Source organism: Methylobacterium sp. D53M, assembly GCF_053345625.1.
Genome location: NZ_JBKFAL010000020.1, coordinates 15253 through 38190 on the forward strand (window position 1 = coordinate 15253; position 22938 = coordinate 38190).

Sequence of the window (22938 nt, forward strand, 5' to 3'; positions counted from 1 at the left end):
CGCTGCCCTGGGTCACTGCGCTGCGCGCGTGATGACGAACGGCGCGACGGCCGCCGAAGGGTCGATCGGAAATGGTCTCAGAGACCCAGCGCGCCGCCGTCCGAGCGCGGGTCGTGGGTCGCCTCGATCCGCCCGTTCCGGGGATGGCGGACCAGCATGCCGGCATGGCCGAGCGAGTCGATGTAGGAGCCGCCGAGTTCCTCGATCTCGTGGCCGAGTCGGCCGAGGGCCGCGATACAGGCCGGATCGAACCGATCCTCCACCTTCACGCTGAGGGAGGGCGCGCCCCAGGTGCGCCCGTAGAGCAGGCGCGGCGCGTCGACCGCGTCCGCCACCGACATCCCGTAATCGGCGTAGCGGGTGCAGATCTGGGCCTGGAACTGCGGCTGCCCGTCGCCGCCCATGCTGCCGTAGCTCATCACCCGCCCGTCGTCGAAGGCGGCGAGCGCCGGGATCAGCGTGTGGAAGGGGCGCCGGCCCGGCTCCAGGGGATTCACGGCCTTCGGGTCGAGGGAGAACGACATGCCCCGGTTCTGCCAGCAGATACCGGTGGCGGGCAGGACCGTGCCGGAGCCGTACTCCCAGTAGACCGACTGGATGTAGGAGACGGCGAGGCCGTCCTTGTCGATCGCGCCCATCCAGACCGTGTCGCCGTGACTGGGATCGGGCAGGGGCACCCGGGCGGCGCGGCCCATGTCGACGAGCGCGGCCTCGTGGGCGAGCCGGTCCGGGGACAGGAACGCGGCGGGGTCGTGCCGCAGGCGGGCGAAATCGGTGACCACCCGGTCGCGGATCGCGAAGGCCCGCTTCGTCGCCTCGATCAGCCCGTGGTAATGGGCCGTGGTCTCGGGCTCGGCGATGTTGAGACGGTCGAAGATCCCGAGGATCAGGAGCGCCGCGAGCCCCTGGGTCGGCGGCGGGAAATTATAGAGCGTCGCGTCGCGGCGGCGGATCGACAGGGGCGCCCGCTCGACCGCCGCGAAGGATTCCAGATCCGCCCGGGTGACCGGCGCGCCGAGGCGCTCCAGGTCGGCGGCGATCTCCCGGCCGATATCGCCGCGGTAGAAGTCGCCGAGGCCCGCATGGGCGAGCTGCTCCAGGGTGGCGGCGAGCAGCGGGAGGCACCGGGTCTCGCCGGCCGGGAACGGCTTGCCGTCCTTCAGGAACGTCCGCGCGAAGTTCGGGGCGTCGTGGAGGGTGTCGAGTTCCTGGGGCACGTAGCGCGCCTCCGACGGGGAGACCGGGACGCCGGTCCGCGCCTGCGCGATCGCGTCGGCCAGCAGGGTCTCCAGCGGGAGGCGGCCGCCCAGCGCCCGCGCCAGCTCCAGGGCGAGACGCCAGCCGCCCACCGCGCCGGCGACCGTCACCATCGCGTCGGGGCCGCGGGCGGGGATCGCGTCGTAGCCCTTCTCGCGGTAGCGCGGGATCGTGGCGAGGCGCCCGGCCGGACCGCAGGCCTCGATGCCGCGCACCCGCCCGCCGCGCTCGCGCACCAGCCAGAAGCCGTCGCCGCCGATGCCGTTCATGTGCGGGTAGACCACCGCGATGGAGGCGGCCATCGCCACCATCGCCTCGATGGCGTTGCCGCCCTGCGCCAGGACGGTCTGGCCGGCCTGGGCGGCGAGGCTGTGGGGCGCGGCGACGGCGGCGGACGTGAAGACGGGGGTCTCGGGCATCGACGGTCCTGTGGTGTACCGGCCGCACGGTTAGGCGAGCGCGCGGCTCCTGCAAAGGTCGAGCGTGTTCGACCAGCACGCCGTGCTATTCTGCGGCCCGCACTGTCGCCGACAAGCGGCCCATGGTCCGGAAGCTCATAGCCCTGTTTGCCCTGGCACTGTCGGCCGTGCCCGCCGCGGCCCAGCAGCACGTGCCCTCGGTCTTCGAGGGCGCGGGCGCCGATCCGCGCGTCTCGGTCTCCCAGCCGGAGACCACCAGCCAGGCCTCCGGCGGCTACGTCCGCTCGGTCGAACCCTCGCTCGGCCCGCTCGGCGATCCGCTGGGGATCCGCCCGGTCCTGAAGGAGCGGGGCATCGAGTACAGCCTGACCTACATCGTCGACGTGCTCGGCAACCCGGTCGGCGGCCTGCGGCAGGGCGCGATCGTCGAGGACCGCCTCAACCTGCGCCTCAACCTCGACCTCGACAAGCTCGCGGGCTGGCAGGGCGCGACGGTCCACGCCAACGCCTACTTCATCCACGGCACCGGCCTGTCGCGCTACTACGTCGGCAACCTGCTCACGACGAGCGTCATCGAGGCGCTGCCGTCGACGCGGCTCTACGTTCTCTGGCTCGACCAGAGCCTGATGGACGGCCAGCTCGGGATCCGGATCGGCCAGCAGGCCGCCGATACCGAGTTCTTCGTCAGCCAGACCGCGACCCTGTTCGTGAACTCGACCTTCGGCTGGCCGGCCATCACCGGGCTCGACCTGCCGAGCGGCGGCCCGGCCTACCCGCTCGCGGCGCCGGCGATCCGGGCCAAGTACGTGCCGGGCAACGGCTTCTCCCTGCAGGTCGGCCTCTACGACGGCGATCCGGCCGGCGCGAACCGCCCCGGTCGGGATCCGGAGGCGCAGCGCCTCGACCGGACGGGCACGAATTTCCGCCTGCGCGATCCGGCCCTGGTCATCGCCGAGGCCACCTACGCGTACAACATCGCGCCCGGCGCCCGGGGATTGCCCGGGGACATCACCCTCGGCGGCTGGCAGCATTTCGGCCGGTTCGACAGCCTGCGCTTCGACATCACCGGCGTGCCGCTGGCCGACCCGAACGCCACCGGGATCGGCCGGCCGGTGCGCGGCAATGCCGGCCTCTACGCGATCTACGACCAAACCCTCTACCGGGAATCCGGCAAGGACGACGAGGGCCTGGGCTTCTTCGTGCGCGCGGCGTGGTCGCCCACCCGCTCCAGCCTGATCGACGCCTACGTGGATACCGGCCTCGCCTACAAGGGCCTGCTCGACGGGCGCGACGACGACACGGTCGGCCTCAGCTTCGCCTACGCCCGCATCGGCGACGACGCCCAGCGGGCCGACCGGGACACGATCCTCTACACCGGGATGCCGATGCCGCGCCGCCGCGCCGAGGCGGTGATCGAGGCGACCTACCAGGCGGTGGTCGTGCCGGGCTTCACGGTGCAGCCCGACGCGCAGTACGTCATCCGGCCGGGTGCCGGCATCGCCGGTCCGGACGGGCGCCGGCTGCGCAACGCGGCGGTGCTCGGCCTGCGCGCGACCGTGCAGTACTGAGCCGGCCTGCGACCGCGGCACCCGGAACGCTCCCGGGCTTCCGCCTCTTTCAGCAGCATGTTGATTTTCGAGTGGGTCGTCGGCGTCCTGTTCGGCGCCGTCCTCCTGGCCGGCGTCGCGCGCCGGCTCGGTGCGCCGTATCCCGCCTTCCTGGCGCTGGGCGGCGTCGGCCTCGCCTTCGTGCCCGGCGTCCCGAACCTGCGGCTCGATCCCGAACTGGCGCTCGCCCTGTTCCTGGCCCCGGTCCTGCTCGATGCCGGGTTCGATGCCTCGGTGCGGGACCTGAAGGAGAACTGGCGCGCGGTGCTCGGACTCGCGGTCGGGGCCGTGGCGGTGACGACTGTCGCGGTCGCGGTCGTGGCGCGGCTCGTCGTGCCGGACATGCCGCTCTCCGCCTGCATCGTGCTCGGCGCCGTGGTCGCGCCGCCCGACGCCGTGGCGGCGCTGGCGGTGCTCAAGCACGCGCCGATGCCGCACCGGCTCGCCACGATCCTGCGCGGCGAGAGCCTGCTCAACGATGCGGCCTCACTGCTGATCTACCGACTCGGCGTGACGGCCGCGATGGCCGGCACCTTCCACCCGGCGGAGGTGGCGCCGGCCTTCCTCCTGGGCGTGGTCGCGAGCCTCGTCGTCGGCCCCTGCCTCGGCCTGCTGTTCGTGGCCGTGACCCGGCGCGTGACCGATCCGGCGAGCGCGATCGTGCTCCAGTTCGTCGCCGCCTTCGGGATCTGGCTCGCCGCGGAGCGGCTGGAGCTGTCGGGGGTCCTGACCATCGTGACCTTCGCGGTGACGGTCGCCCGCCGGGCACCCGGCGTCACCGCGCCCCGCGCCCGGGTGATCTCCTACGCGGTCTGGGACACGGCGGTGTTCGTGCTCAACGTCCTGGCCTTCGTGCTGATCGGCATCCAGATCGACCCGATCCGGGACCGGTTGAGCGGCGCGGACGCGTGGCAGGCGCTGATCCTCGCGGGCGCGACCTTCGCCACCGTGGTCCTGACCCGCCTCGCCTGGGTGATGCCGACCACAGGGATCCGCGGGTTCGGCCTCCGGCAGGCCGGCGCCCCGGCGCGGCTGGGCCCGGGGATCGCCCTGTCGTGGGCGGGCATGCGCGGGATCGTCACCGTGGCGGCCGCCCTGGCGCTGCCCGCCGAGTTCCCGCACCGGGATCTCGTGGTGGTCACCGCCTTCGTCACGGTGCTCGGCACCCTGATTATCCAGGGCCTGACCCTGCGGCCGCTGCTCGCCCGTCTGCGGCTGGAGGACGATGATCCGGTGGGCCGGGAGACCGGTTGGGCCCGCGCGGCGGCCTACGAGGCCGCCCTGGAGAGCCTCGCCGACGCCGAGAACGAGCCGGCGACCGACGCCCTGCGCGCCGAGTTCCGCGCGGCCCTCGCGGAGGCCGAGGCGCATGACGAGGGCTTGGCGCCGGAGAGCCTGCCGGCGGATGCCGCGCGGCGGCGCGCCGTCGAGGCCGCCCGCGACGCGGTGCTCGCCCTGCGCCGCCAGGGGCGGATCGGCGACGACGCCTACTACCTGCTGGAGGAGGAATTCGACTGGGCCGAGCTCAGCGCGACCCCGCGCGCGGAGACCTGAGCGCGCCCCGTCAGACGCCCTTGCGCGCCGCGATCCGGGCCTCGATCGCGTCCCAGACCGCGACCGACAGGTCGGGGCCCCCGAGCCGCTGGATCGCCCGGATGCCGGTGGGGGAGGTGACGTTGATCTCGGTGAGGTGCCCGTCGATAACGTCGATGCCCACCAGGATCAGGCCCCGCCGCGCCAGTTCCGGGCCGATCGTGGCGCAGATCTCGCGCTCGCGGTCGGTGAGCTCGGAGGCGGAGGCGGCGCCGCCGCGCACCATGTTGGAGCGGATGTCGTTCGCGGCCGGGACGCGGTTGACCGCCCCCATCGGGACGCCGTCGACCAGGATGATGCGCTTGTCGCCCTCGGTGACCCGGTCGAGGTAGCGCTGCACGACCCAGGCCTCCCGGAAGGTCGTGGCGAACAGGTCGACCATCGAGCCGAAATTCGGGTCCTTCTCGGTGACCTTGAACACGGCCGCGCCGCCGTGCCCGTGCAGCGGCTTCATCGCCACGGTCCCGTGCTCCAGCCGGAAGGCCTCGATCTCCGCCTTGTCGCGGCTGATCAGCGTCGGCGGCATCAGCTCGGGGAAGTCGAGGACGAACAGCTTCTCGGGCGCGTTGCGCACCTCGAAGGGATCGTTGACCACGAGGGTCTCCGGATGGATCCGCTCGAGCATGTGGGTGGCCGTGATGTAGGCCATGTCGAAGGGCGGGTCCTGGCGCATCAGCACCACGTCCGCCTCGGCGAGGTCGATCCGCTCCGGCGGCGCCAAGGTGAAGTGCGCGCCCTCGACGTCCTGCACGGTCAGCCGCTCGACGCGGGCCGTCACGCGACGGCCCTGCATCGAGAGCCGGTCGGGCGTGTAGTAGACGAGCGCGTGCCCCCGCCGCTGGGCCTCCAGCAGCAGGGCGAAGGTGGTGTCACCCGCGATCCGGATATTCTGGATCGGGTCCATCTGGACCGCGACGGTCAGGCTCATACCAAACGCCCCTCGCCAACGGCGGGCAACTCGACCGGGTCCCGTCTCAATCGTCGGACAGGGACTTGCTGCCGGTGCGCTTGTCGTAGTCGCCGATCGCCGCCCGGCATTCCGGGGACAGGCGCTTGCGGTTGCGCATCATGCAGCGATCCGCGTCCTGGCTGTTCGGATCGACGCCCGCGCAGAGGCGGAAATAGTCGTTCGCGCAGCCGAGCTGCAGGCCCTGATCCTCCCGCTGGGCGTAGGCGGGGCCGGCGGTCAGCGCGAACAGCGCCAGCGCCGCAGTAGCCAAGCCGCAGCGGCGGAAGGCGCGCAGGGATCGTTCCGGAACCAGTCGCATTCAGCGGTGTCCTCAATCTCGATCGGGCGGAGAGCCGACACGGCGGTCCCGCCATCGCCCGTGCCCGGCATATCGGTCGGGCCGGGCGGTAGGCAAGCGCCGAGGGTCCCGACGGGTTCCGCGCGGCAACGTCGCGGCCACGCTTCGCCGCGGTGTGGCGCGCGGGTCGCACAGCGCCGCCGCCCGGCGGGCCGTCCGCACATAAGAAGGCCCCGTCCGGATCGGACAGGGCCTCAAGTCGAAGGGAGGAAACGCCCGCCATGGGCGCGAACACCCACGCAATTCACGCGCCAACTCCTGCCAGCACCGCGATTCCCGGCCGGGGCCCGGAAAGACTCCGTTAACCACGTCGTGCTGGATTGTTTCGGTAGCCCTTGCCGACGCCCTCCGAAGGGCCCGGGCCAGATGCTCGGACCGCCGACAGGAGCCGGAGACCATGACCCTCATCAAGCCGCTGGAGACCGGCGAAGCCCGTTCGTCGAAGCCCGTCGCCGATCCGGCGCGCAGAGCCGCCCAGGCCCCGTCCGCCACCCTGATCCCGTTCCCGGGCGCGGAGGCGCGGCGGACCTGCCGGATCCCGCGCTCCGGCGAGCGGCGCGGCGAGATCCTCCTGTTCCTCGGCGTGCGCTACGAGCGCCTCGCGTCCTGAGGACGTCCCCGCGCATGTCAGCCCGGCTGCGCGACACCACCGACGGTTCTCCCATGTCAGCCCCGGATCGCCGGCAGCCCGACCGCGCGCGCACCGCGCTGCGCCTCGCCCCCGCCGGCGCCGCGCTCGCTCTGCTCGCGGCCTGCACCCAGAGCGGCGATTTCGGCCGGCCGCGCACGGGGGTCTGGAACGGGCTCATCGACACGACGGGCAGCTTCAGCACCCGGGATCGCGGGCGCCTCCTGCTCGATTCCGGCCTCACCGACGACGAACTGACCCTGCGCGACCGCGCGTGGCGGTTCGTCGCGCCGGCCAGCAACTTCGCGGCCTTCCAGGACACGGTGTTCGGCCTCGCCAGCGCCCACGCGCTCCCGCCGACGTGGCGCTACGAGGAAGTCGGCGCCTATTACGAGGCCCTGACGGCGGAGCCGTCCCGCTCCCCGGTCTCCCGCTACCGGAAGCTCAGCGACGACGCGACCGCCGACGCGCGGCTGATCCCGCTCTTCGTGGCGCTGGCCGCCCGCGTCATCGACGCGGATGCCGCTCGCCTGCGCAGCCTGCCCTTCGCCAAGACCCTCGACGACGCCGCCGTGCGGGATGCCGTCCAGCGGGTCGCCGAGAACCGCTGCCTGATCGCCTGGGTGCGCTTCGAGGCCGGCCTGCGGCTCGCCCGCTACCGGTTCGCGCTGGAGCACCTGTTCGCGGCCGCGCCGGCACCGGAATCGGTCTCGGCCGAGCGGTCCATCCTGATGCTGGCCGCGCGCCGCAACCTGCTCGACCCGCTCCTGCCGCCGGACGCCGCGGCCCGGTGCGGCCTCGGACCGGTTCCGCTGCCGCCCCCGCCGCCGGTCGCGCAGGCGGAACCGCTGGTGGTCAAATACTGAGCGCTCGAGGCCGCCCCGGGATGAAGGTCGTGCCGCGCGGATGGCGGCAGGCCGGGCTCCGCCGGCCCTAGTACTTCAGCCCGGTGTCGCAGAGGACGGTGACGGCGGTCGCGTCGCGGGGGAGACGCCCGGACGACAGCAGCGCGACCGTCGCCGCGACGTTGGCCGCCGCCGAGTAGCCGACATGCAGGCCCTCCCGCGTCGCCAGGGCCCGCCGCCACTCCTCGGCCGCCGCGTCGGTCACCGGGATGGACAGGTCCATCAGGCCGGCCGTCCAGTGCGGCGGGACGCTGCCGTAGCCGGTGCCCTGGATCACGTGCCGGTGCTTCGTAACCGGCAATCCGCCGAGGGGCTGACAGCCCGCCGGCTCGACCGCGGCGCAGATCACGGACGGGTTGCGCGCGCGCAGGGCCGCGGCCACGCCGAGGAAGGTCGCGCCCGTGCCCACGGCCGCCACCCAGGCATCGACCCGGCCGGACGATTGCGCCCAGATCTCCGGTCCGGTCGTCTCGCGATGCGCGCGCAGGCCCTCCGGCGCGTGGAACTGGTCGACGTAGAAGCCGCCCCGCTCGGTCGCGACGCGCTCCGCCGCGTCCGCGGCCGCCCGCACGTCGGCGCCGGTGACCTGCCCCGGGACGCCGTCCACCTGCGGCACCCGCACGACCTCGGCTCCGAGCGCCTCGAGCATCCGCACGCGCTGGAGGCTGTTCCCGGCCGACATCGTGACCACGAGCGGGTGCCTCAGGACCGCGCAGGCCACCGCGAGGCCGGCCCCCATGTTGCCGCTGGTCATCTCCACCACGGGCGCCCCCGCGGCGAGGCGGCCGTCCGCGCGCGCGGCCAGCAGGATGGCGCGGGCGGCGCGGTCCTTGACGCTGCCGCCGGGCTGCATGAACTCGGCCTTCGCGAGGATGCGGCCCGGACCGGGATGGACGCGGTCGAGGGCGACGAGCGGCGTGTTGCCGATCAGATCGAGGGCGGATCGCGTGATCCCGGCGGCCGAGGACGGCATCGTCGCGGCGGCTGCGGTCATCGCGTCGGCGGGGCCGGCGCCGTCATCCGGGAGAACGCGGGGCCGCGGGGGCTCAGCACCGGCCGACCGGCGCCGCGGACCCGTGCGGCGTCCTCGCTCAGCGTCCCGCTCCCTTGCCCGACGCATCCTTGCCCGACGCGTCCTTGCCGGGCGTGTCCTTGCCCGCGGACGCATCGTCCGTCGGCGTGTCGGTGGTGCAGGAGACGGCCTGGACGGCGGCGTTGGCGGCGGGCCTCTGGCTCGGGAGACCGGCGATCACCCGCACCACCACGAAGCCGCGCGCGTCGGGCGCGACGATGCGCACGTCGCGGCTCGGATCGTTCTCGTCGTCGTCGGCCAGCGCCTCGTCGTACTGCGCCCGGGTCAGGATCACGAGATCCAGGGCCCCGCGGACCGCGGCCTGATCGGTCACCGCGTAGAACGCCCCGCGGCGGGCATGCGCGGCGAGCGAGAGCGACAGCGGACCGGTGCGCGCCGAGACGCGCATGGGCCCGTCCGCGAGGTTGTAGGCGCAGACGCCCACGGCGACCGCCGGATCCGGGATCGGCAGCCACGCCTCGGGCGGGGAGGGGTCGTCGCCGGTCGCGACCGCGTAGATCGATTGCGGATGGTCCAGGTTCTCGCTGGTGCGGGCGCGCGAGACCGCGTCGGCCTCCGACAGGGCGGGGATCGCCAGGACCGCCGCGATGTGGACGATCCCGGCGAGCACGAGGCCGATCAGCGTGGCGTAGACGAAGCGCAGGCTCACGGGGCGCACCCCACGCGGGTGATGGCCGGCACGGCACTTCGGTCGAGGGACCCGACGCTGGCGGCGACCGGCGTATCGTACAGGCGCAGGGCGAGACGGACCGGCCCGCTCGCCCGTGGGCTCGGGAGCCAGTTGCCCGGCTGGACATCCGGCGCGAGCGTGATCGTGAAGCGCCCGTCGGCCGTGCGCAGCACTTCCGTGGAGGTGAAGCCCTCGCGCAGCGGCGCGCGGCCGGGTTCGCGCGCGCCGCGCCCGGCGACCGTGACGGTCCAGGCGCGGGCGGGCGGTGTCGCGCCGCCGATCCGGTACGTGCAGGTCGCGTCGAGCGCCTGACCGGAATCGTCGACCGCCGCGGTCAGAAGCAGGCCCTCACCGACCGCCAGAGGGATCTCGCCGCGGCGCGCGTTGACGGCGCGGGTGTAGGGATCGGCATTCGCCGCGCCGGCCCGCGGCCACGCGGTCCAGGCTCCGACCTGCACGCCGCCGAACGGGTAGCCGCCGCTCGTGGCCCAGTCGGCGCTGGCGAGTCCCAGGACGGCGCCCAGCGCCAGGGTGTAGGCGGCGAGGCCGGCGATCGAGCTCTTGCGCCAGAGGCGCAGGACGAAGCGCGCAGCGCCGTTGCGTGGGGCGCCGGCGAACACGGAGGTCCGGCCGAGCGCCTCGGGGATCGTGAGCTTCATGCGCTCACCGCACCTCGGTGAAGCCGCCGACCGGGCGGGCGCCCTCGGCGACCTCGCGCAGCTGACCCGACGGCGGCGCCGCCGCCCGGTCGCCGGGTTTCCGGCCGGTCCTCGGCGCGTTTCCTGCGCCGGCAGGCGCGTCCGCGGCCGAGCCGGGCGCGCGCTCGACGGTGCGGAACAGGCCGTTGAGGCCGCTGATCACCTCGAAGGAGCGGCGCGAGAGCTTGCCGTAGGCGCTGGCATTCGGATCGGTCGGCGCGGTCGGACCGCCGGAGGCCTGCTGCTGGGCGGCGCGCGGGCTCTCCTTCAGGCCGGGCAGGCCCTTGATCTCGATGCCCTGGTGGGCCGGCTCCATGACGTCGTGCCAGAGCTGGGCCGGGAGGGAGCCGCCGGTGAGCTTGTTGGTCGAGGTGTGGTCGTCGTTGCCGAACCAGACGGCGCCGACGTAATTGCCGGTGTAGCCGACGAACCACGCGTCCCGGTAGGCGTTCGTCGTGCCGGACTTGCCGGCCACCTTCACGCCCTCGAGCTGCGCCCGCTTGCCGGTGCCCTCCTCGACCACCTTGTTGAGCATGAAGTTCATGTCCGCCACGACCTGGGGCGAGAGCACCCGCTCGGGCGCCTCGTCGGCGTGGCGGTAGATCACCTCGCCCGACGAGTTCTTCACCTCGATGGCCGCGTAGGGCTTGGCGCGGAAGCCGCCGTTGGCGAACACCGCGTAGCCCGCCGCCTGGTCGATGACCGTCACCTCGTCCGAGCCGATCGGCATCGAGACCGTGTCGATCAGGTTCGAGGTGATGCCCATCTTGTGGGCGAGTTCCGTGATCTTCGCGCGGCCCGCCTTGGCGGCCTTGGCCTCGTGGGAGATGCCCATGGCCTTGCCCAGCGCGATCGAGATCTTGATCGGGATCGTGTTGATCGATTTCGCCACCGCGAGCCACATCGGCACCCGTCCGGCATAGGACCGGCCGTAATTCTGCGGGCACCAGTTGCCGATGCAGACGGGGCTGTCGACCACCGTCGTGTCGGGCTTGAACAGCCCGGAGGCGAGCGCGGCCGAGTAGACGTAGGGCTTGAACGAGGAGCCGGGCTGGCGCAGCGCGTCGGTGGCGCGGTTGAACTGGCTCTCGCCGTAATCCGCGCCGCCCACCATGGCGCGCAGCGCCCCGTCGGGATCGAGGATCACCATGGCGGCCTCGTCCACGTCGTAGGCGTCGCCGGATTTGCGCAGGATGTCGGCCACTGCCTCGTCGGCCCGCTTCTGGATCGCGAGGTCCAGCGGCGTCTTCACGGTCAGCACGCGGTCGTTGCGCAGCTTGCCCGCGTCGGCCATCGCCTTGATCTCGCCGAAGGCCCAGTCGAGGTAGTAGTCGGCGGTGATGTCGCGGGTGCGGGTCACCGGCGTCGCCGGGTTGCGGAGCGCCGTCTGGATCTGGCCCTCGGTGACGAAGCCCGCCTCCACCATGTTGTGCAGCACGTCCGCCGCCCGCGCGCGCGCCGCCGGCAGGTTGACGTGCGGAGCGTACTTGGTCGGCGCCTTGAACAGGCCCGCCAGCATGGCGGCCTCGGCGAGGCTGATGTCCTTGAGCGGCTTGCCGAAATAGTAGTCCGCCGCCGCCACCGCGCCGAAGGTGCCGCCGCCCATGTAGGCGCGGTCGAGGTAGAGCTTCAGGATCTCGTTCTTGGTGAGATGGCTCTCGAGCCACAGGGCCAGGAACGCCTCGTTGACCTTCCGCTCCAGGGAGCGCTCGTTCGTCAGGAACAGGTTCTTGGCGAGCTGCTGGGTGATCGAGGACCCGCCCTGCGTGCCGCTGCCGCCGCGGGAGTTGTTCACCAGCGCCCGCAGCGTGCCGATCGGGTCGATGCCCCAGTGCTCGTAGAAGCGCCGGTCCTCGGTGGAGACCAGCGCCTTGATCATGATGTCGGGAAAGTCGTCGAGCTTCAGCGAGTCGTCGTGCTTGATGCCGCGCCGCCCGACCTCGGTGCCGTAGCGGTCGAGGAAGGTGACGGCGAGATCCTGCTGCTTCAGCCAGTTCTCGCTGGTGAGCTGGAAGGCGGGCTGCGCCAGCGCGAGCATCAGGATGGCGCCGCCGGTCCCGATCGTCACTCCCTCGCTCGTCAGGTCGAGGGCGACGCGCTTCCAGCCGCGCACCGCGAAGCGGCTCATGACGCGCTGGAAGCGCTCGTAGGCCTGACCCGTGGACTGGCCGCCGTCGTACAGGCTCGCGTTGACCCAGGCGTCGAAGGCGAGGGCGGCGCGTTCGAGGCGGACCTTGATCTCGGTGAACGTCGGCAGGCGCACGATGTCGAACCCGGCTTGTCGAGCGCCTCTGCGGCGGATCCTGGCGGCGGATGGTCGGGCGCCCGCGCCGCGGACACGAACCCTGCGCCGGCGCCACCGCACGGCATCCGACGTCCATAGCAGGATCCGGAACCGGCGGCGAGGCTCTGCGCAGGCTCGTGATTCGCCGCGGACGAGCTTGGCCTTAACGCACGACGGGGCGATCCGGTCGCATGGCAATCGCAGGGCGGCCGTCGGCGACACTCGGCTGCCACGCTTGCAGCGGTGCCGCGCCTCGGGCAGAGAGGCGACTTCCCATCCGAGAGACTTTCCCGATGCCCAAGCCCGAGGCGCCGCGCCGCGGGGCGGTCGAGCCGTTCTGGCGGACCAAGACGCTCGAAGCCATGACCCCGTCCGAGTGGGAGAGCCTGTGCGACGGCTGCGGCCGGTGCTGCCTGATGAAGCTCGAGGACGAGGATACCGGCGAGGTCCACCACACCGATATCGGGTGCACCCTGCTCGACGGCCTCACCTGCCGGTGCCGCGACTACGCGCGGCGGCAGAAGCGGGTGCCCGACTGCGTGCGCCTGACGCCGGAGGCGGTGCGGTCGATCGCCTGGCTGCCGCCGACCTGCGCGTACCGGCTCGTGCGCGACGGGCAGCCGCTCTACCCGTGGCACCCCCTGGTCTCCGGCCGGGCCGCGAGCGTGCACGAGGCGGGCATCTCGGTCCGCGGCCGGCTCGCCGGCAACGAGGAGGAATTCTCGGAGGACGAGTTGCCGGACCGGATCGTGGCTTGGCCGGGCCTCGATCCCGGCGCGGTGTGAAGCGACCGCACCGGACGTCCCCTCGAGCGATCGGCCGAGTTCGCGAGCCTCGGTCGGTACGCCCTAGCCGGCCCCGGCGTGCCGGCCGAGCAGCCGGCCTCCGGCCAATCCGTTCGCCGCGATCACGATGGCGACCGCCGCCGCGTGGAACAGCAGGTCCGTGGCGGTGGCGTCGTGCGGGTGGACCGGCATCAGCAGCGCCGCCGCCGCCGCCGCCACCGCCAGCCCCCCGAGGGCGGCCGTGAGGTTCGGCCGCAGCGGGCAGGCGCGCCGCAGCATCACGACGATCAGCACGGACAGCGGCACCGAGACGCAGATCAGGAAGCTGAAGCAGCCCGTGATCGGGTGCTCGCCGTGCATCTCGGCCCCCGGCGCGATCCAGTCGCGCAGGCAGCCCAGCCCGCTCGCGCCGATCCAGAGCGCGAGGGGCGGCAGCGGCAGCAGCGCCCAGCGGCCGGACCGTCCCGGCACGCTGGTGGCGAAGGCCGCGTAGGCGGCCGTGATCGCCGTCAGTACGGCGCCCACCGCCGCGAGGGCCAGATCCGGCACATGCATGCGCAGCATGAAGCCGCCGGTCCCGACCCAGGCGGCGAGGACCACGCCGATCACCAGCGTCACGCCGAGCCAGAGGGCCGCGCGGGCCTCCGGGGCCGGCAGCGGCCGCACGGGTTCGAGCCCGACCGCGAGTTCCTCGACCAGCCGCTCGTGGCGGGACAGGTCGCCGCCGGCCCAGTTGCTCCCCTCTCCGGGCATCATTCCCGCTCCTGCGTCAGGCTGGCCCGGAGCGCCTTCAGCGCCCGGTGCAGGTTCACCTTGAGGGCCCCCTTGCTGCGGCCGGTGAGGGCGGCGGTCTCGTCGAGCGACAGCTCGCGCAGGCCCAGGTGCTCGACCGCCTGCCGCTGGCCGTCGGGCAGGGCCGCCACCGCCCTGGCCAGGGCGGCGGCCCGGTCCCGCGCCTCCAGCCCGTGGCCGGGGGCCGGCCCCGGATCGACCTCCGCCTCGTAGGCCAGCGGGTCGTTGACCTCCCGCGGGCGCCGCCCGGCGCGGCGCAGCCGGTCGATCGCCCGCCGCTGGGTGATGGCGCGCAGCCAGGGCAGGAACGGCCGGGCCGGATCGTAGCTCGCCCGAGCCCGGTGGACGGTCATCAGCGCGTCCTGCACGACGTCGTCCACCGCCTCGCCGCGCACGCCCTGCGCCCGCGCGATCGCCGAGACCACGGGCAGACAGGCCTTCAGCAGCGCGCGATAGGCGGCCGCGTCGCCGCCCTGGGCCGCCGCCATCAGAGTCGCCAGTTCCTGTTCGAGCGCCATCCGGGCTCCGCCGTCGTTCCATCCCCCGGCACGCGGCGTGTCTACCCCACGGTCCGATCCCGACGCCAGCACCCAGCCGCGCGCGGGCATCCCGCCCGGGACGGCGAGGATCATCGCACGGCCTCCCGGACCGTCGCGGCGTGCGACGTTGCGGGAGACGCGGCGAGGCGCGCGACGCCCAGGATCCGCCCATCCTCGGACTGGAGCAGCAGGGCCGCCGTCTCGCCCTCGGGACGCGCCGACGCGAAGGTCGCGGCGGAGCCGGACCAGCGCCCGAGGTCGCGCACCGACCGGACGATGTTGGCCTGCTCGATGGTGCGCCCGGCATTCTCGCCGCGCAGCACGCGGGTGGTGTGGCTCGGATCGTACCCGATCAGGAGGACGCGGCCCGCGGCGCCGCCGGCCCCGGCACCGATCTGCGCGACGACCTGCTCGCCGTCGCGGGCCAGCGTCACGGGAATGCCGGGCCCGGCCTGCCGTGCGCGCGCGATCGCGGCGCGCAGGCCGGCCTCATCGGAGCCGACCAGCCCGACCTGCCCGTCGATCACCGCCTGCGGCGTGTAGGTGGGTCCGCCGAGACGGGCCGCGTAGGCCTCCTGGCGGGCGGTGGCGGCCGGCAGGGCGTAGCGATCGCGCCAGTCGAGATGGTTCCAGTAGGTGACGTGGAACGCGAGCGGCAGGACATCGCCCTGCGCCCCCGCCGGCTCGCGGGCGAGGCGGCCGATCAGCGCCTCCGCGGGCGGGCAGGAGGAGCAGCTCTGCGAGGTGAACAGCTCGACGACGACGGGGCGCTCCGCCGCGTCGGCCGGGTAGAGGCGGCCGCACAGCAGGGCGGCGGCGATCAAGAGGGCAGGGCGCATGGCCGGAACTCCCGCACGCCGGCGGTTCGGACCCGGCGTACCGGCTCCTTCGGCGGCGGCGCGGCGGCGGTTACACCGGCGGCGCGAGCTCGAAGGCGTCGACGTCGCGCAGCAGGGCGACGAAGGCCCGGGCGCCGTGGTCGAGCGCCGCGCGGCCCGCCTCGGCCGTGCCGAGCCGCGCGTCGCCCATGGCGCCCGAAGCCTGGAGATCGCCGGCCTTCCACGCGAAGGCGGCGGGGCGGCCGGCGCGCAGGTGGGTGAAGTCGCGGATCATCGACAGCGTGCGCGGCGGGAAATCTTCGACCCGGTCGGTCCGGACGAGGTCCGGCCGCAGGGCCAGCATCAGCGCCGTCTCGATGCCGCCGGCGTGGATGCCGTGGGCGATCTCGTCCGCCGGGAACAGACCCTCGGGATAGCCGAGCCGCGCCCAGGATGTCGTGACCGCGACCATGCCGAACCGGGCGCGCAGCTCGCCCGCCACGAGATCGATGAGCGCGCTGTTACCGCCGTGGCTCGTGACGATCACCAGCTTGCGGCAGCCGGCGCGGTGGACGGCCGCGCCGATGCCCGTCCAGGCGGCCAGCGCCGTCCCGGTCTCCAGGGAGAGCGTGCCGGGAAACGCGTCGTGCTCGTCGGACTTGCCCACCGGCTGGACCGGCAGCAGCAGCACGTCGAGATGCGCCGGCACGCCGTCGCGCACCCGGGCGAGGTAGCCCTCGGCGATCACGGTGTCGGTCGCGAGGGGGAGGTGGGGACCGTGCTGCTCGACGGCGGCCACCGGCAGCACGGCGATCGCGCGACCCATGTCCCGTTGGGTGAAGTCTTCGGTGGTCAGCTCGGACCAGAACTGCGCCGTCATCTCTGCCGCGGCCTCCGCCCGCCCCGCACGCGGCGGGTCCGGAAAGCGATCTAGCCGGCAGGCCGGCGCCGAGTCGACCGTCGCGCCGGCGATCCTTCCTCAGACAACCGGTCCCGCGCCGGCCCGGATCGCGTCAGGCGAACAGCGCGTCGATGTCGTCCTGGGAGGGCGTGGCGTCCACGGCCTGCGGGCCGTTCAGCATGAGGTCCTCGGCCCGGGTCCGCCGGGCACGCTCGGCGGGATCCATGGAGGCCGCATCGCGGGCCTTCACGGCGCCGACGAAGCGGGCGAGGCGCTGCTCGAACAGGCGCAGCGATTCGACCACCTTGGCGATCCGCTGGCCGGTGATGTCCTGGAACGCGCAGGCCTCGAAGATCGTGTTGATGCGCTCCTCGACCGCGTCGCGGTAGCCCGGCCCGTCGGGCAGACCGAGCATCGCCTCGGCGGCCTCCATGATGGTGTTGGTGGCGCCGGCGGTCGCCTCCACGACGCTGCCGAGCTCCTCGTGCGCCATGGGAATGCGGTCGCGACTCATCTCGTTCGCGCGCAGCGCCCCGATCTCCTCGCGGAGATGGGCGATGTAATCCGCGATCTCGATCAGCTCGGAGATCACGGTCTGCGGCTCGCGAAGTCGCAGATCGGTCTGCCGTGCGGCGGCTGACGACATGCTCTCCTCCTCGGATCTGTGACCGTCCTCGCCGGCCACGCCACGTCTCGGCGTCCGGCGGCGCGGGAGCGATCCGTCCGGACGCGCGGTGGTCGAAGACGGGAGGCCGGTCAGCTGCCGCAGACCGCCTCGATCTTCGACTTCAGCGTGGCCGCGTTGAAGGGCTTGACGATGTAGTTGTTCACGCCGGCCTTCTTGGCCGCGATCACGTTCTCGGTCTTCGATTCGGCCGTCACCATGATGAACGGCGTCGTCCGAAGATTTTCGTCGGCGCGCACGTGACGGAGCAGCTCGTAGCCGGTCATCGGCTCCATGTTCCAGTCGGAGATGACCAGCCCGTACTTGCGACCCTTCAGTCGTGCGAGCGCCTCGGTCCCGTCGGAAGCGTCGTCGACCTCCTCGAAGCCGAGCTGCTTCAGTAGATTGCGAATAATGCGGACCATCGTCTGGTAATCGTCGACAACGAGGATCGGCATGCTCAGGTCGAGAGCCATCGAACAACTGCTCCGTATTGCCCGGCGGGAAGCCGCGGCGGCTCCCGGATAGATTAACGCTTCGCTAACGCTGCAATTTAGCTGCGCTGCACAGCATTTCAAATAGGGCATGCGCATTGCGAAGCCGTTAATCGACGCGGGCGGCGCATGGCCGCCCGCGCGGCGTCGCCTCGCTTGACCCTCCGGGCGCCTTTCGGCAGGGTCCGGCCGCGTCGGGCCCCTCGCGGACATGTCAGGCGACCCTATCCGACCCTTCCGAGCACTCGACCCGAACCGATGGCCACAGGCGACGACACGGCCGCGCGACCCTTCACGATCTGCCGCGCCAACGCCCCCGTCCCGCCGGCCCTGGCCGGGGCCGTGGCGGCGATCGGCAACTTCGACGGCGTCCATCTCGGGCACCGGATGCTCGTCGACAGCGTGCGCGACGCCGCCCGCGCAGCCGGCCGGCCGTCCGCGATCCTGACCTTCGAGCCGCACCCGCGGGCCTACTTCACGCCGGACGCGCCGATGTTCCGGCTGACCGGCCTCGCCGCCAAAGAGATCGTGTTCGCGCATCTCGGCCTCGACGGGCTGATCGTGCGCCGCTTCGACGGGGCCCTGGCGGAGACCGGCGCCCGCGCCTTCGTGCTCGACTTCCTGAAGCGGTCGCTGGGCCTGTCCGGCGTGGTCGTCGGACACGATTTCCACTTCGGCCGCGGCCGCGAGGGCACGCCCGCGATCCTGGCCGACCTCTGCCGGGAGGCGGGGATGAGCTGCCACATCGTGGCGCCGGTCGCCCTCGGCGGCGAGACCGAGCCGGTCTCCTCCAGCGCGATCCGCGCGGCCCTCGCGGCCGGCGACGTCGCCCGCGCCAACGCGCTGCTCGGCTACCGCTGGTTCGTCCTCGGCGCGGTCCGCCACGGCGACAAGCGCGGCCGCCAACTGGGTTTCCCCACCGCAAACGTGATGCTGCCCGATTGCGGGCTCGCGCACGGCATCTACGCAGTGCGGGTCCGCCTGGCCTCGGGCGCGTTCCGCGACGGCGTGGCGAGCTACGGCCGCCGCCCGACCTTCGACGACGGCGCACCGTTGCTGGAGACCTACCTGTTCGACTTCTCCGGCGATCTCTACGGGCAGGACATCGCCGTGGAGTTCGTCGGGTACATCCGCGGCGAGGAGCGGTTCGCCAGCGCCGAGGCGCTGGTCGAGCGGATGCATGTCGACGCGGCCGCGGCCCGGACCATGCTGGCGCGGGATGAGACCCCGTCGATGCTGACCTCAGCCCCGCGGGCATCGCGGCGCGCGCGGATCGTGTAGAAGGCACCATCGAGCAGGAGGCGGACGTGCTGGGTCGTTACGAGCGCGCGAACAACGGCGAGGCGGTCGTCGAGTACGGCGACGGCACCATGCGGGTGGTCAAGCCCGGCAGCTTCGTGCGCTGCGCGGTGACCGGCGAGCCGATCCCGCTGGACGCCCTGCGCTACTGGAGCGCCGCCCGCCAGGAGGCCTACGTCTCCCCCGAGGCGATCCTCAGGCGGCTCAAGGAAACCGGCCGCCCCTGACGGTCGCCCCCGACGGTCACGGTGCGGAGAGCGCGCCGCGGATCTGCCGGCGCAAGGCCTCCGCGTCGTCGAGCGCGAGGCGGACGCGCAGGATCCGCACGCCCGCCGCGAAGGCCCGAGGCAGGCGCACCGCGTCCTTCTCGGTGGTGACGAGCTCGGCGTCGAGGCGCCGGGCCGCCTCGGAAAGCGCCGCCAGCTCGCGCGCCCGGTAGGGATGATGGTCGGGGTAGGGGCGCGTCCCGACGATCACCGCCCCCGTCTCGGCCAGGGTCGCGAAGAACTTCTCCGGGCGGCCGATCCCCGCGAAGGCGAGGCAGCGGCGGCCGGCCAGGTCGTCCGTCTCCGGGACGAGGCGCGCCCGGTGGACGGGCAGGCCGCGCCGCGCGGCCGCCCGGGCGACCGCCTCGCCCCCGGCCCCGTCGCCGATCACGATCAGGCCGCCGACATGCGGCCACTGCCGGGCGAGCGGCGCGCGCAGCGGCCCCGCCGGGAACGGCAGGCCGTTGCCGAGGCCGGCGGGTCCGTCGACCACCGCGAGGCTGAGGTCCTTGGCGAGGCTCGGGTTCTGGAGGCCGTCATCCATCACGACGACGTCGGCGCCGAGGCTCCGGCACAGGGCGGCCCCGGCCGGGCGGTCGCGGGCGACGATCGCGGGCGCGAGGCGGGCGAGGAGCAGCGGCTCGTCGCCGACATCGGCGGCGGCGTGGTGCGCGGGATCGACCCGCACCGGACCCGCGAGCCGGCCGCCGTAGCCGCGCAACAGGAAGGTCGGCGCGGCGCCGAGTTCGGCGACGAGGCCCGCGACCGCCAGGGCGGCCGGCGTCTTGCCGGCACCGCCGAGGGTGAAGTTGCCCAGGCACAGGACCGGGCAGCCGGCTCGCGCGCCGGGGCGGTCCATCCGCCGCGCCACGAGCGCCCCGTAGGCCGCGCCGACCGGCGCCAGCGCGCGCGCGGCCGGGTGATCCCGCCCCGCGGCCCAGAAGGCCGGCGGTCGCATCAGGCCCGCGCGAGCGGGCGCGCGGGGCTGCCGCGATCGAGGCGCTGGAGCTTCATCTGCGCCACGAACGGGTCGAGGACCGCGAGCGTGCGCGCCACCGCCCCCTCGAACGGCTCCAGGGCGCGCTGCCCGGCGCGGGCCATGTCGGCGAGGCGCTCCCGGTCGCCGAGGAGCTCGGCGGCGACCGCCGCCAGCTCGACGCCGTCGCGCACCGGCATGGCGCCGCCGGCGCGGTCGAGGGCGTGGTAGATCACGCCGAAATTCTCGGTGTGCGGCCCGTGAATCACCGCCGAGTCGAGCCGCAGCGGCTCGATCGGGTTCTGGCCGCCCCGCGGGACCAGGGAGCCGCCGAGGAACACCAGGGGGCTGAGGCGGTAGAACAGCCCCAGCTCGCCGATCGTGTCGGCGACGTAGACCTCGGTCGACGGATGGGGCCGCCCGCCGGCGGACCGCAGCGCGCTGCGCAGGCCGACGGCGTTCGCGCAGGCGACGGCCTCGCCCCCCCGGGCCGGATGACGCGGGGCGATGATGGTCAGGAGCTGGGGGAACTGCGCCTTGAGCATCGCGTGCGCGTAGGCGACCATGGCCTCTTCGCCGGAATGCGTGCTCGCCGCGACCCAGACCGGCCGGCCGGCCACCATGGATCCCAGATAGGCGAGCTGCTGCGCGTCGGCCGGCGGCACCGAGGCGTCGAATTTCAGGTTGCCGGCGATGCTCACCCGCGGCGCGCCGAGCTTGGCGAAGCGCTCGCCGTCCTCCTGGGTCTGCGCGAGGCAGATCGCGATGCGCGCCAAGAGCGCCTTCGCGGTGCGCGGGCAGCGCTCCCAGCCCCGGAACGAGCGCTCCGACATGCGCCCGTTGACCAGGATCAGCGGGATCTCGCGCTCGTCGAGCGCTAGGATCGTGTTCGGCCAGATCTCCGACTCGGCGATCACCGCGAGGTCCGGCTGCCAGTGGTCGAGGAACCGTCCGACCCAGCGCGGCGCGTCCAGAGGCATGTACTGATGCACCGCGCCCGGGGGCAGCCGGACGCCGACCAGCTCGGCGGCCGCGCGCGTGCCGGTGGTGACGAGGACCGAGAAGCCGCGGGCGATCATGCCCTCGACGAGCCCGATCAGCGACAGGGCTTCGCCGACGCTGGCGCCGTGCATCCAGGCGAGCGGCCCGACCGGCCGGGCCCGGCCCGGCAGGCCCCGCCGCTCCGGGAGCCGGCGCGGATCCTCCTTGCCGCGCTGCGCGCGCCACGCGAGCAGGCCCGTCAGCGCCGGCTCGCCGATGCGCAGGCCGGCCCGGTAGGCCTGTAGCGGCAGGGTCACGGAGGGGCGTCTCACGCGAGGTCTCCCACCGGCGCCTGCCCGATCTCGGGGATCTGGTCGCGGTAGAGCGCCGCCCGGTCGGCGCGCCCGACGAGGGCGTAGGCACGGGCGTGGACCCGGTTCATCTCGGCCTCGACGAAGCGGCGGAGCGTCTCGAATGCTTCGCCCTCGCAGTCCCGCGGGACGTAGATCGGGTCGCCCAGCACGATCGCGCCGTGGCCGAAGGGCAGCCCGAGGCAGGCCCGGTCCCACGAACTGAAGCGCAGGTGCCGGCTCGTCACCACGGCCGCCGGGACGATCGGCCGGCCGGAGAAGCGCGCGAGGGTGAGAATCCCGGCATCGCACCGGCGGGAGACCTTCGGCACGTCGGCGCTGAAGGCCACGGATTCGCCGGCCTTCAGCGCCCGCAGCATCGCCCGCAAGCCCTCCGCGCCACCCTTGGCGCGCTGATCGGTGGCGCGGCCGCGGCCGCGGGCGCCCGAGGCGCGCATCACCCGGATCCCGAAGCGCTCCAGCGCGATGGTGTTGATGTTCCCGTCCGGGTTCCGCGAGATGATCGTCGCCACGCGGTCGCCCGGCCGGCGCAGGAGCGGCATCATGATGTGCTGGCCGTGCCACATGCCGAGGATCAGCGGCGTGCGCGCGTCGATCCACCCGTCAGCCGCGCCCGCGGACGCCTCACCCGCGTGGATCTCGAAGCGGTTGGTGAGGCGCACGAGCCGCAGATAGGCCGCCGCGAGACGGCCGAGGAGGCGTTGCACGGGGGGCTGGCGGAGGAGACGCTTACCGAGGCTCATGTCACGCTTGGGGCGGGCCGGCGTGCCGCCGCCCGATCAGGTCCGGATCGAATTCGACCGCGCATGGTCTAGCTCCCGCTCCGGAGACGAGACAATCGGCCTCGTCCACAACCACACGGTTAGGCCGCCGGGATCGGCGGGCGTTCCGACGCCGCGAATGCTCCCGCGGCGCGGCGAAAACACGGCAGCGGGCCTTGTTTAGATCAATTCCAGACTATAGATTGGAATGGATCCAAAGAAGGAGATTCGCATGGCCGCCGCCCTCGACAGCGCCGCCGACCTGCACGCCGAGGCGCGCCGCGCCTTCGTGCTGCGCTACGTGCAGCCCGGCCTCGCCGGCCTGATCGACGGCTCGGTCTCGACCCTCGCGCCGATCTTCGCAGCGGCCTTCGCCACGGGTCACAACGGCGCGACCTTCCTGGTGGGGCTCGCAGCCTCGGTCGGGGCCGGCATCAGCATGGGGTTCACCGAGGCCCTGTCGGACGACGGCGCCGTCACCGGCCGCGGCGATCCGTGGCTGCGCGGCCTGGTCTGCGGGGCGATGACCACGCTGGGCGGCCTCGGCCACACGCTGCCCTACGCGATCCCGGACACGCTCCCGGCCGGCTGGCCGAACCCGTTCGTCCTGGCCACGAGCCTCGCGGTTCTGGTGGTGATCGTGGAGCTCGCGGTCATCGCGGCGATCCGCACGCGCTTCATGGCGACGCCGTTCTGGCGCGCGGCCCTGCAGGTCATGCTCGGCGGCGCGCTGGTGTTGGTGGTCGGGATGCTGATCGGAAGCGCTTGACGGGACGCGCCGCGCCCGCGATGCGGGGCGCCTTTCCCCGTGTCGAGGGTGACCACCGGCG

Annotated in this window: 23 protein-coding genes and 1 pseudogene; 8 read left to right on the forward strand and 16 right to left on the reverse strand. The window is 73.4% G+C overall.

Annotation, left to right across the window (positions count from 1 at the left end; genetic code table 11):
- Window positions 1–77 precede the first annotated feature (77 nt).
- Window positions 78–1676, reverse strand: coding sequence for a gamma-glutamyltransferase family protein (locus ACLBYG_RS23320; RefSeq protein ID WP_447683059.1), 1599 nt, complete (start codon window positions 1674–1676; stop codon window positions 78–80).
- Window positions 1677–1798: 122 nt separating this feature from the next.
- Between ACLBYG_RS23320 and ACLBYG_RS23325 the strand changes: the two genes are divergently transcribed.
- Window positions 1799–3244: a carbohydrate porin gene (locus ACLBYG_RS23325; RefSeq protein ID WP_447683060.1), complete on the forward strand. Its 1446-nt coding sequence runs from the start codon at window positions 1799–1801 to the stop codon at window positions 3242–3244.
- A 57-nt stretch (window positions 3245–3301) separates the two neighbouring features.
- Complete coding sequence (locus ACLBYG_RS23330; protein ID WP_042674088.1) at window positions 3302–4837, forward strand: cation:proton antiporter; 1536 nt, start codon at window positions 3302–3304, stop codon at window positions 4835–4837.
- Between the two features lie 10 nt (window positions 4838–4847).
- Here the strand turns inward: ACLBYG_RS23330 and gshB are convergent, their stop codons facing one another.
- Both gshB and ACLBYG_RS23340 read right to left on the reverse strand, forming a co-directional pair.
- Entirely contained in the window at window positions 4848–5804 is a 957-nt protein-coding gene (gene gshB / locus ACLBYG_RS23335; protein ID WP_447683061.1) for a glutathione synthase, read from the reverse strand.
- Between the two features lie 46 nt (window positions 5805–5850).
- Window positions 5851–6144, reverse strand: a complete 294-nt coding sequence (locus tag ACLBYG_RS23340) for a hypothetical protein (RefSeq protein WP_447683062.1) — start codon at window positions 6142–6144, stop codon at window positions 5851–5853.
- A gap of 436 nt (window positions 6145–6580) precedes the next feature.
- Here ACLBYG_RS23340 and ACLBYG_RS23345 point away from each other — a divergent pair, with 436 nt between their 5' ends.
- The gene (locus ACLBYG_RS23345) at window positions 6581–6793 is read left to right on the forward strand and encodes a hypothetical protein (RefSeq protein ID WP_042674087.1); all 213 of its coding nucleotides are present in this window, start codon (window positions 6581–6583) and stop codon (window positions 6791–6793) included.
- A gap of 53 nt (window positions 6794–6846) precedes the next feature.
- Window positions 6847–7677 (forward strand): hypothetical protein, encoded by an 831-nt coding sequence (locus ACLBYG_RS23350; protein WP_447683063.1) that lies wholly within the window; start codon window positions 6847–6849, stop codon window positions 7675–7677.
- Window positions 7678–7744: 67 nt separating this feature from the next.
- Here ACLBYG_RS23350 and ACLBYG_RS23355 read toward each other — a convergent pair whose 3' ends face one another.
- From ACLBYG_RS23355 to ACLBYG_RS23370, 4 genes are all read right to left on the reverse strand, one after another.
- Window positions 7745–8710 (reverse strand): PLP-dependent cysteine synthase family protein, encoded by a 966-nt coding sequence (locus ACLBYG_RS23355; RefSeq protein WP_447683064.1) that lies wholly within the window; start codon window positions 8708–8710, stop codon window positions 7745–7747.
- Window positions 8711–8807: 97 nt separating this feature from the next.
- Window positions 8808–9467 (reverse strand): DUF1254 domain-containing protein, encoded by a 660-nt coding sequence (locus ACLBYG_RS23360; protein ID WP_107351944.1) that lies wholly within the window; start codon window positions 9465–9467, stop codon window positions 8808–8810.
- Window positions 9455–10138 carry a DUF1214 domain-containing protein gene (locus tag ACLBYG_RS23365; RefSeq protein WP_020093686.1) on the reverse strand — a complete coding sequence of 228 codons (684 nt, stop codon included), beginning with the start codon at window positions 10136–10138 and terminating at the stop codon, window positions 9455–9457. Before ACLBYG_RS23365 ends, ACLBYG_RS23360 begins: the two co-directional genes overlap by 13 nt.
- Window positions 10139–10142: 4 nt before the next feature.
- Window positions 10143–12440, reverse strand: a complete 2298-nt coding sequence (locus tag ACLBYG_RS23370) for a transglycosylase domain-containing protein (RefSeq protein ID WP_447683065.1) — start codon at window positions 12438–12440, stop codon at window positions 10143–10145.
- Window positions 12441–12754: 314 nt separating this feature from the next.
- Between ACLBYG_RS23370 and ACLBYG_RS23375 the strand changes: the two genes are divergently transcribed.
- Entirely contained in the window at window positions 12755–13246 is a 492-nt protein-coding gene (locus ACLBYG_RS23375) for a YcgN family cysteine cluster protein (protein WP_020093688.1), read from the forward strand.
- 63 nt (window positions 13247–13309) lie between these two features.
- Here the strand turns inward: ACLBYG_RS23375 and ACLBYG_RS23380 are convergent, their stop codons facing one another.
- From ACLBYG_RS23380 to ACLBYG_RS23405, 6 genes are all read right to left on the reverse strand, one after another.
- On the reverse strand, window positions 13310–13999 hold the full coding sequence (locus ACLBYG_RS23380) for an NrsF family protein (RefSeq protein WP_447683102.1): 690 nt from the start codon (window positions 13997–13999) through the stop codon (window positions 13310–13312).
- Window positions 13999–14556 (reverse strand): sigma-70 family RNA polymerase sigma factor, encoded by a 558-nt coding sequence (locus tag ACLBYG_RS23385; protein WP_020093690.1) that lies wholly within the window; start codon window positions 14554–14556, stop codon window positions 13999–14001. The genes ACLBYG_RS23380 and ACLBYG_RS23385 overlap by 1 nt, the downstream gene beginning before the upstream one ends.
- A 110-nt stretch (window positions 14557–14666) precedes the next feature.
- Window positions 14667–15416: a DUF1223 domain-containing protein gene (locus tag ACLBYG_RS23390; RefSeq protein ID WP_447683066.1), complete on the reverse strand. Its 750-nt coding sequence runs from the start codon at window positions 15414–15416 to the stop codon at window positions 14667–14669.
- Between the two features lie 70 nt (window positions 15417–15486).
- Entirely contained in the window at window positions 15487–16275 is a 789-nt protein-coding gene (locus ACLBYG_RS23395; protein ID WP_447683067.1) for a creatininase family protein, read from the reverse strand.
- 133 nt (window positions 16276–16408) lie between these two features.
- Window positions 16409–16942 carry a protein phosphatase CheZ gene (locus ACLBYG_RS23400; protein ID WP_020093693.1) on the reverse strand — a complete coding sequence of 178 codons (534 nt, stop codon included), beginning with the start codon at window positions 16940–16942 and terminating at the stop codon, window positions 16409–16411.
- 110 nt (window positions 16943–17052) lie between these two features.
- Window positions 17053–17436, reverse strand: a complete 384-nt coding sequence (locus tag ACLBYG_RS23405) for a response regulator (protein ID WP_012317888.1) — start codon at window positions 17434–17436, stop codon at window positions 17053–17055.
- A gap of 276 nt (window positions 17437–17712) precedes the next feature.
- Between ACLBYG_RS23405 and ACLBYG_RS23410 the strand changes: the two genes are divergently transcribed.
- Both ACLBYG_RS23410 and ACLBYG_RS23415 read left to right on the forward strand, forming a co-directional pair.
- On the forward strand, window positions 17713–18735 hold the full coding sequence (locus tag ACLBYG_RS23410; protein ID WP_447683068.1) for a bifunctional riboflavin kinase/FAD synthetase: 1023 nt from the start codon (window positions 17713–17715) through the stop codon (window positions 18733–18735).
- 26 nt (window positions 18736–18761) lie between these two features.
- The gene (locus tag ACLBYG_RS23415) at window positions 18762–18980 is read left to right on the forward strand and encodes a DUF2093 domain-containing protein (RefSeq protein ID WP_020093695.1); all 219 of its coding nucleotides are present in this window, start codon (window positions 18762–18764) and stop codon (window positions 18978–18980) included.
- 16 nt (window positions 18981–18996) lie between these two features.
- On the opposite strand, the gene lpxK is transcribed toward ACLBYG_RS23415, so the two are convergent.
- From lpxK to ACLBYG_RS23430, 3 genes are read right to left on the reverse strand one after another with little or no spacing between them, the layout of a single operon-like run.
- Window positions 18997–19977, reverse strand: a complete 981-nt coding sequence (gene lpxK / locus ACLBYG_RS23420) for a tetraacyldisaccharide 4'-kinase (protein ID WP_447683069.1) — start codon at window positions 19975–19977, stop codon at window positions 18997–18999.
- Window positions 19977–21308 carry a 3-deoxy-D-manno-octulosonic acid transferase gene (locus ACLBYG_RS23425; RefSeq protein ID WP_447683070.1) on the reverse strand — a complete coding sequence of 444 codons (1332 nt, stop codon included), beginning with the start codon at window positions 21306–21308 and terminating at the stop codon, window positions 19977–19979. Before ACLBYG_RS23425 ends, lpxK begins: the two co-directional genes overlap by 1 nt.
- Entirely contained in the window at window positions 21305–22090 is a 786-nt protein-coding gene (locus ACLBYG_RS23430; RefSeq protein WP_447683071.1) for a lysophospholipid acyltransferase family protein, read from the reverse strand. The genes ACLBYG_RS23425 and ACLBYG_RS23430 overlap by 4 nt, the downstream gene beginning before the upstream one ends.
- A 295-nt stretch (window positions 22091–22385) precedes the next feature.
- Between ACLBYG_RS23430 and ACLBYG_RS23435 the strand changes: the two are divergent.
- Window positions 22386–22877, forward strand: a pseudogene (locus ACLBYG_RS23435) (VIT1/CCC1 transporter family protein); the annotation flags it as partial.
- Between the last annotated feature and the right edge of the window lie 61 nt (window positions 22878–22938).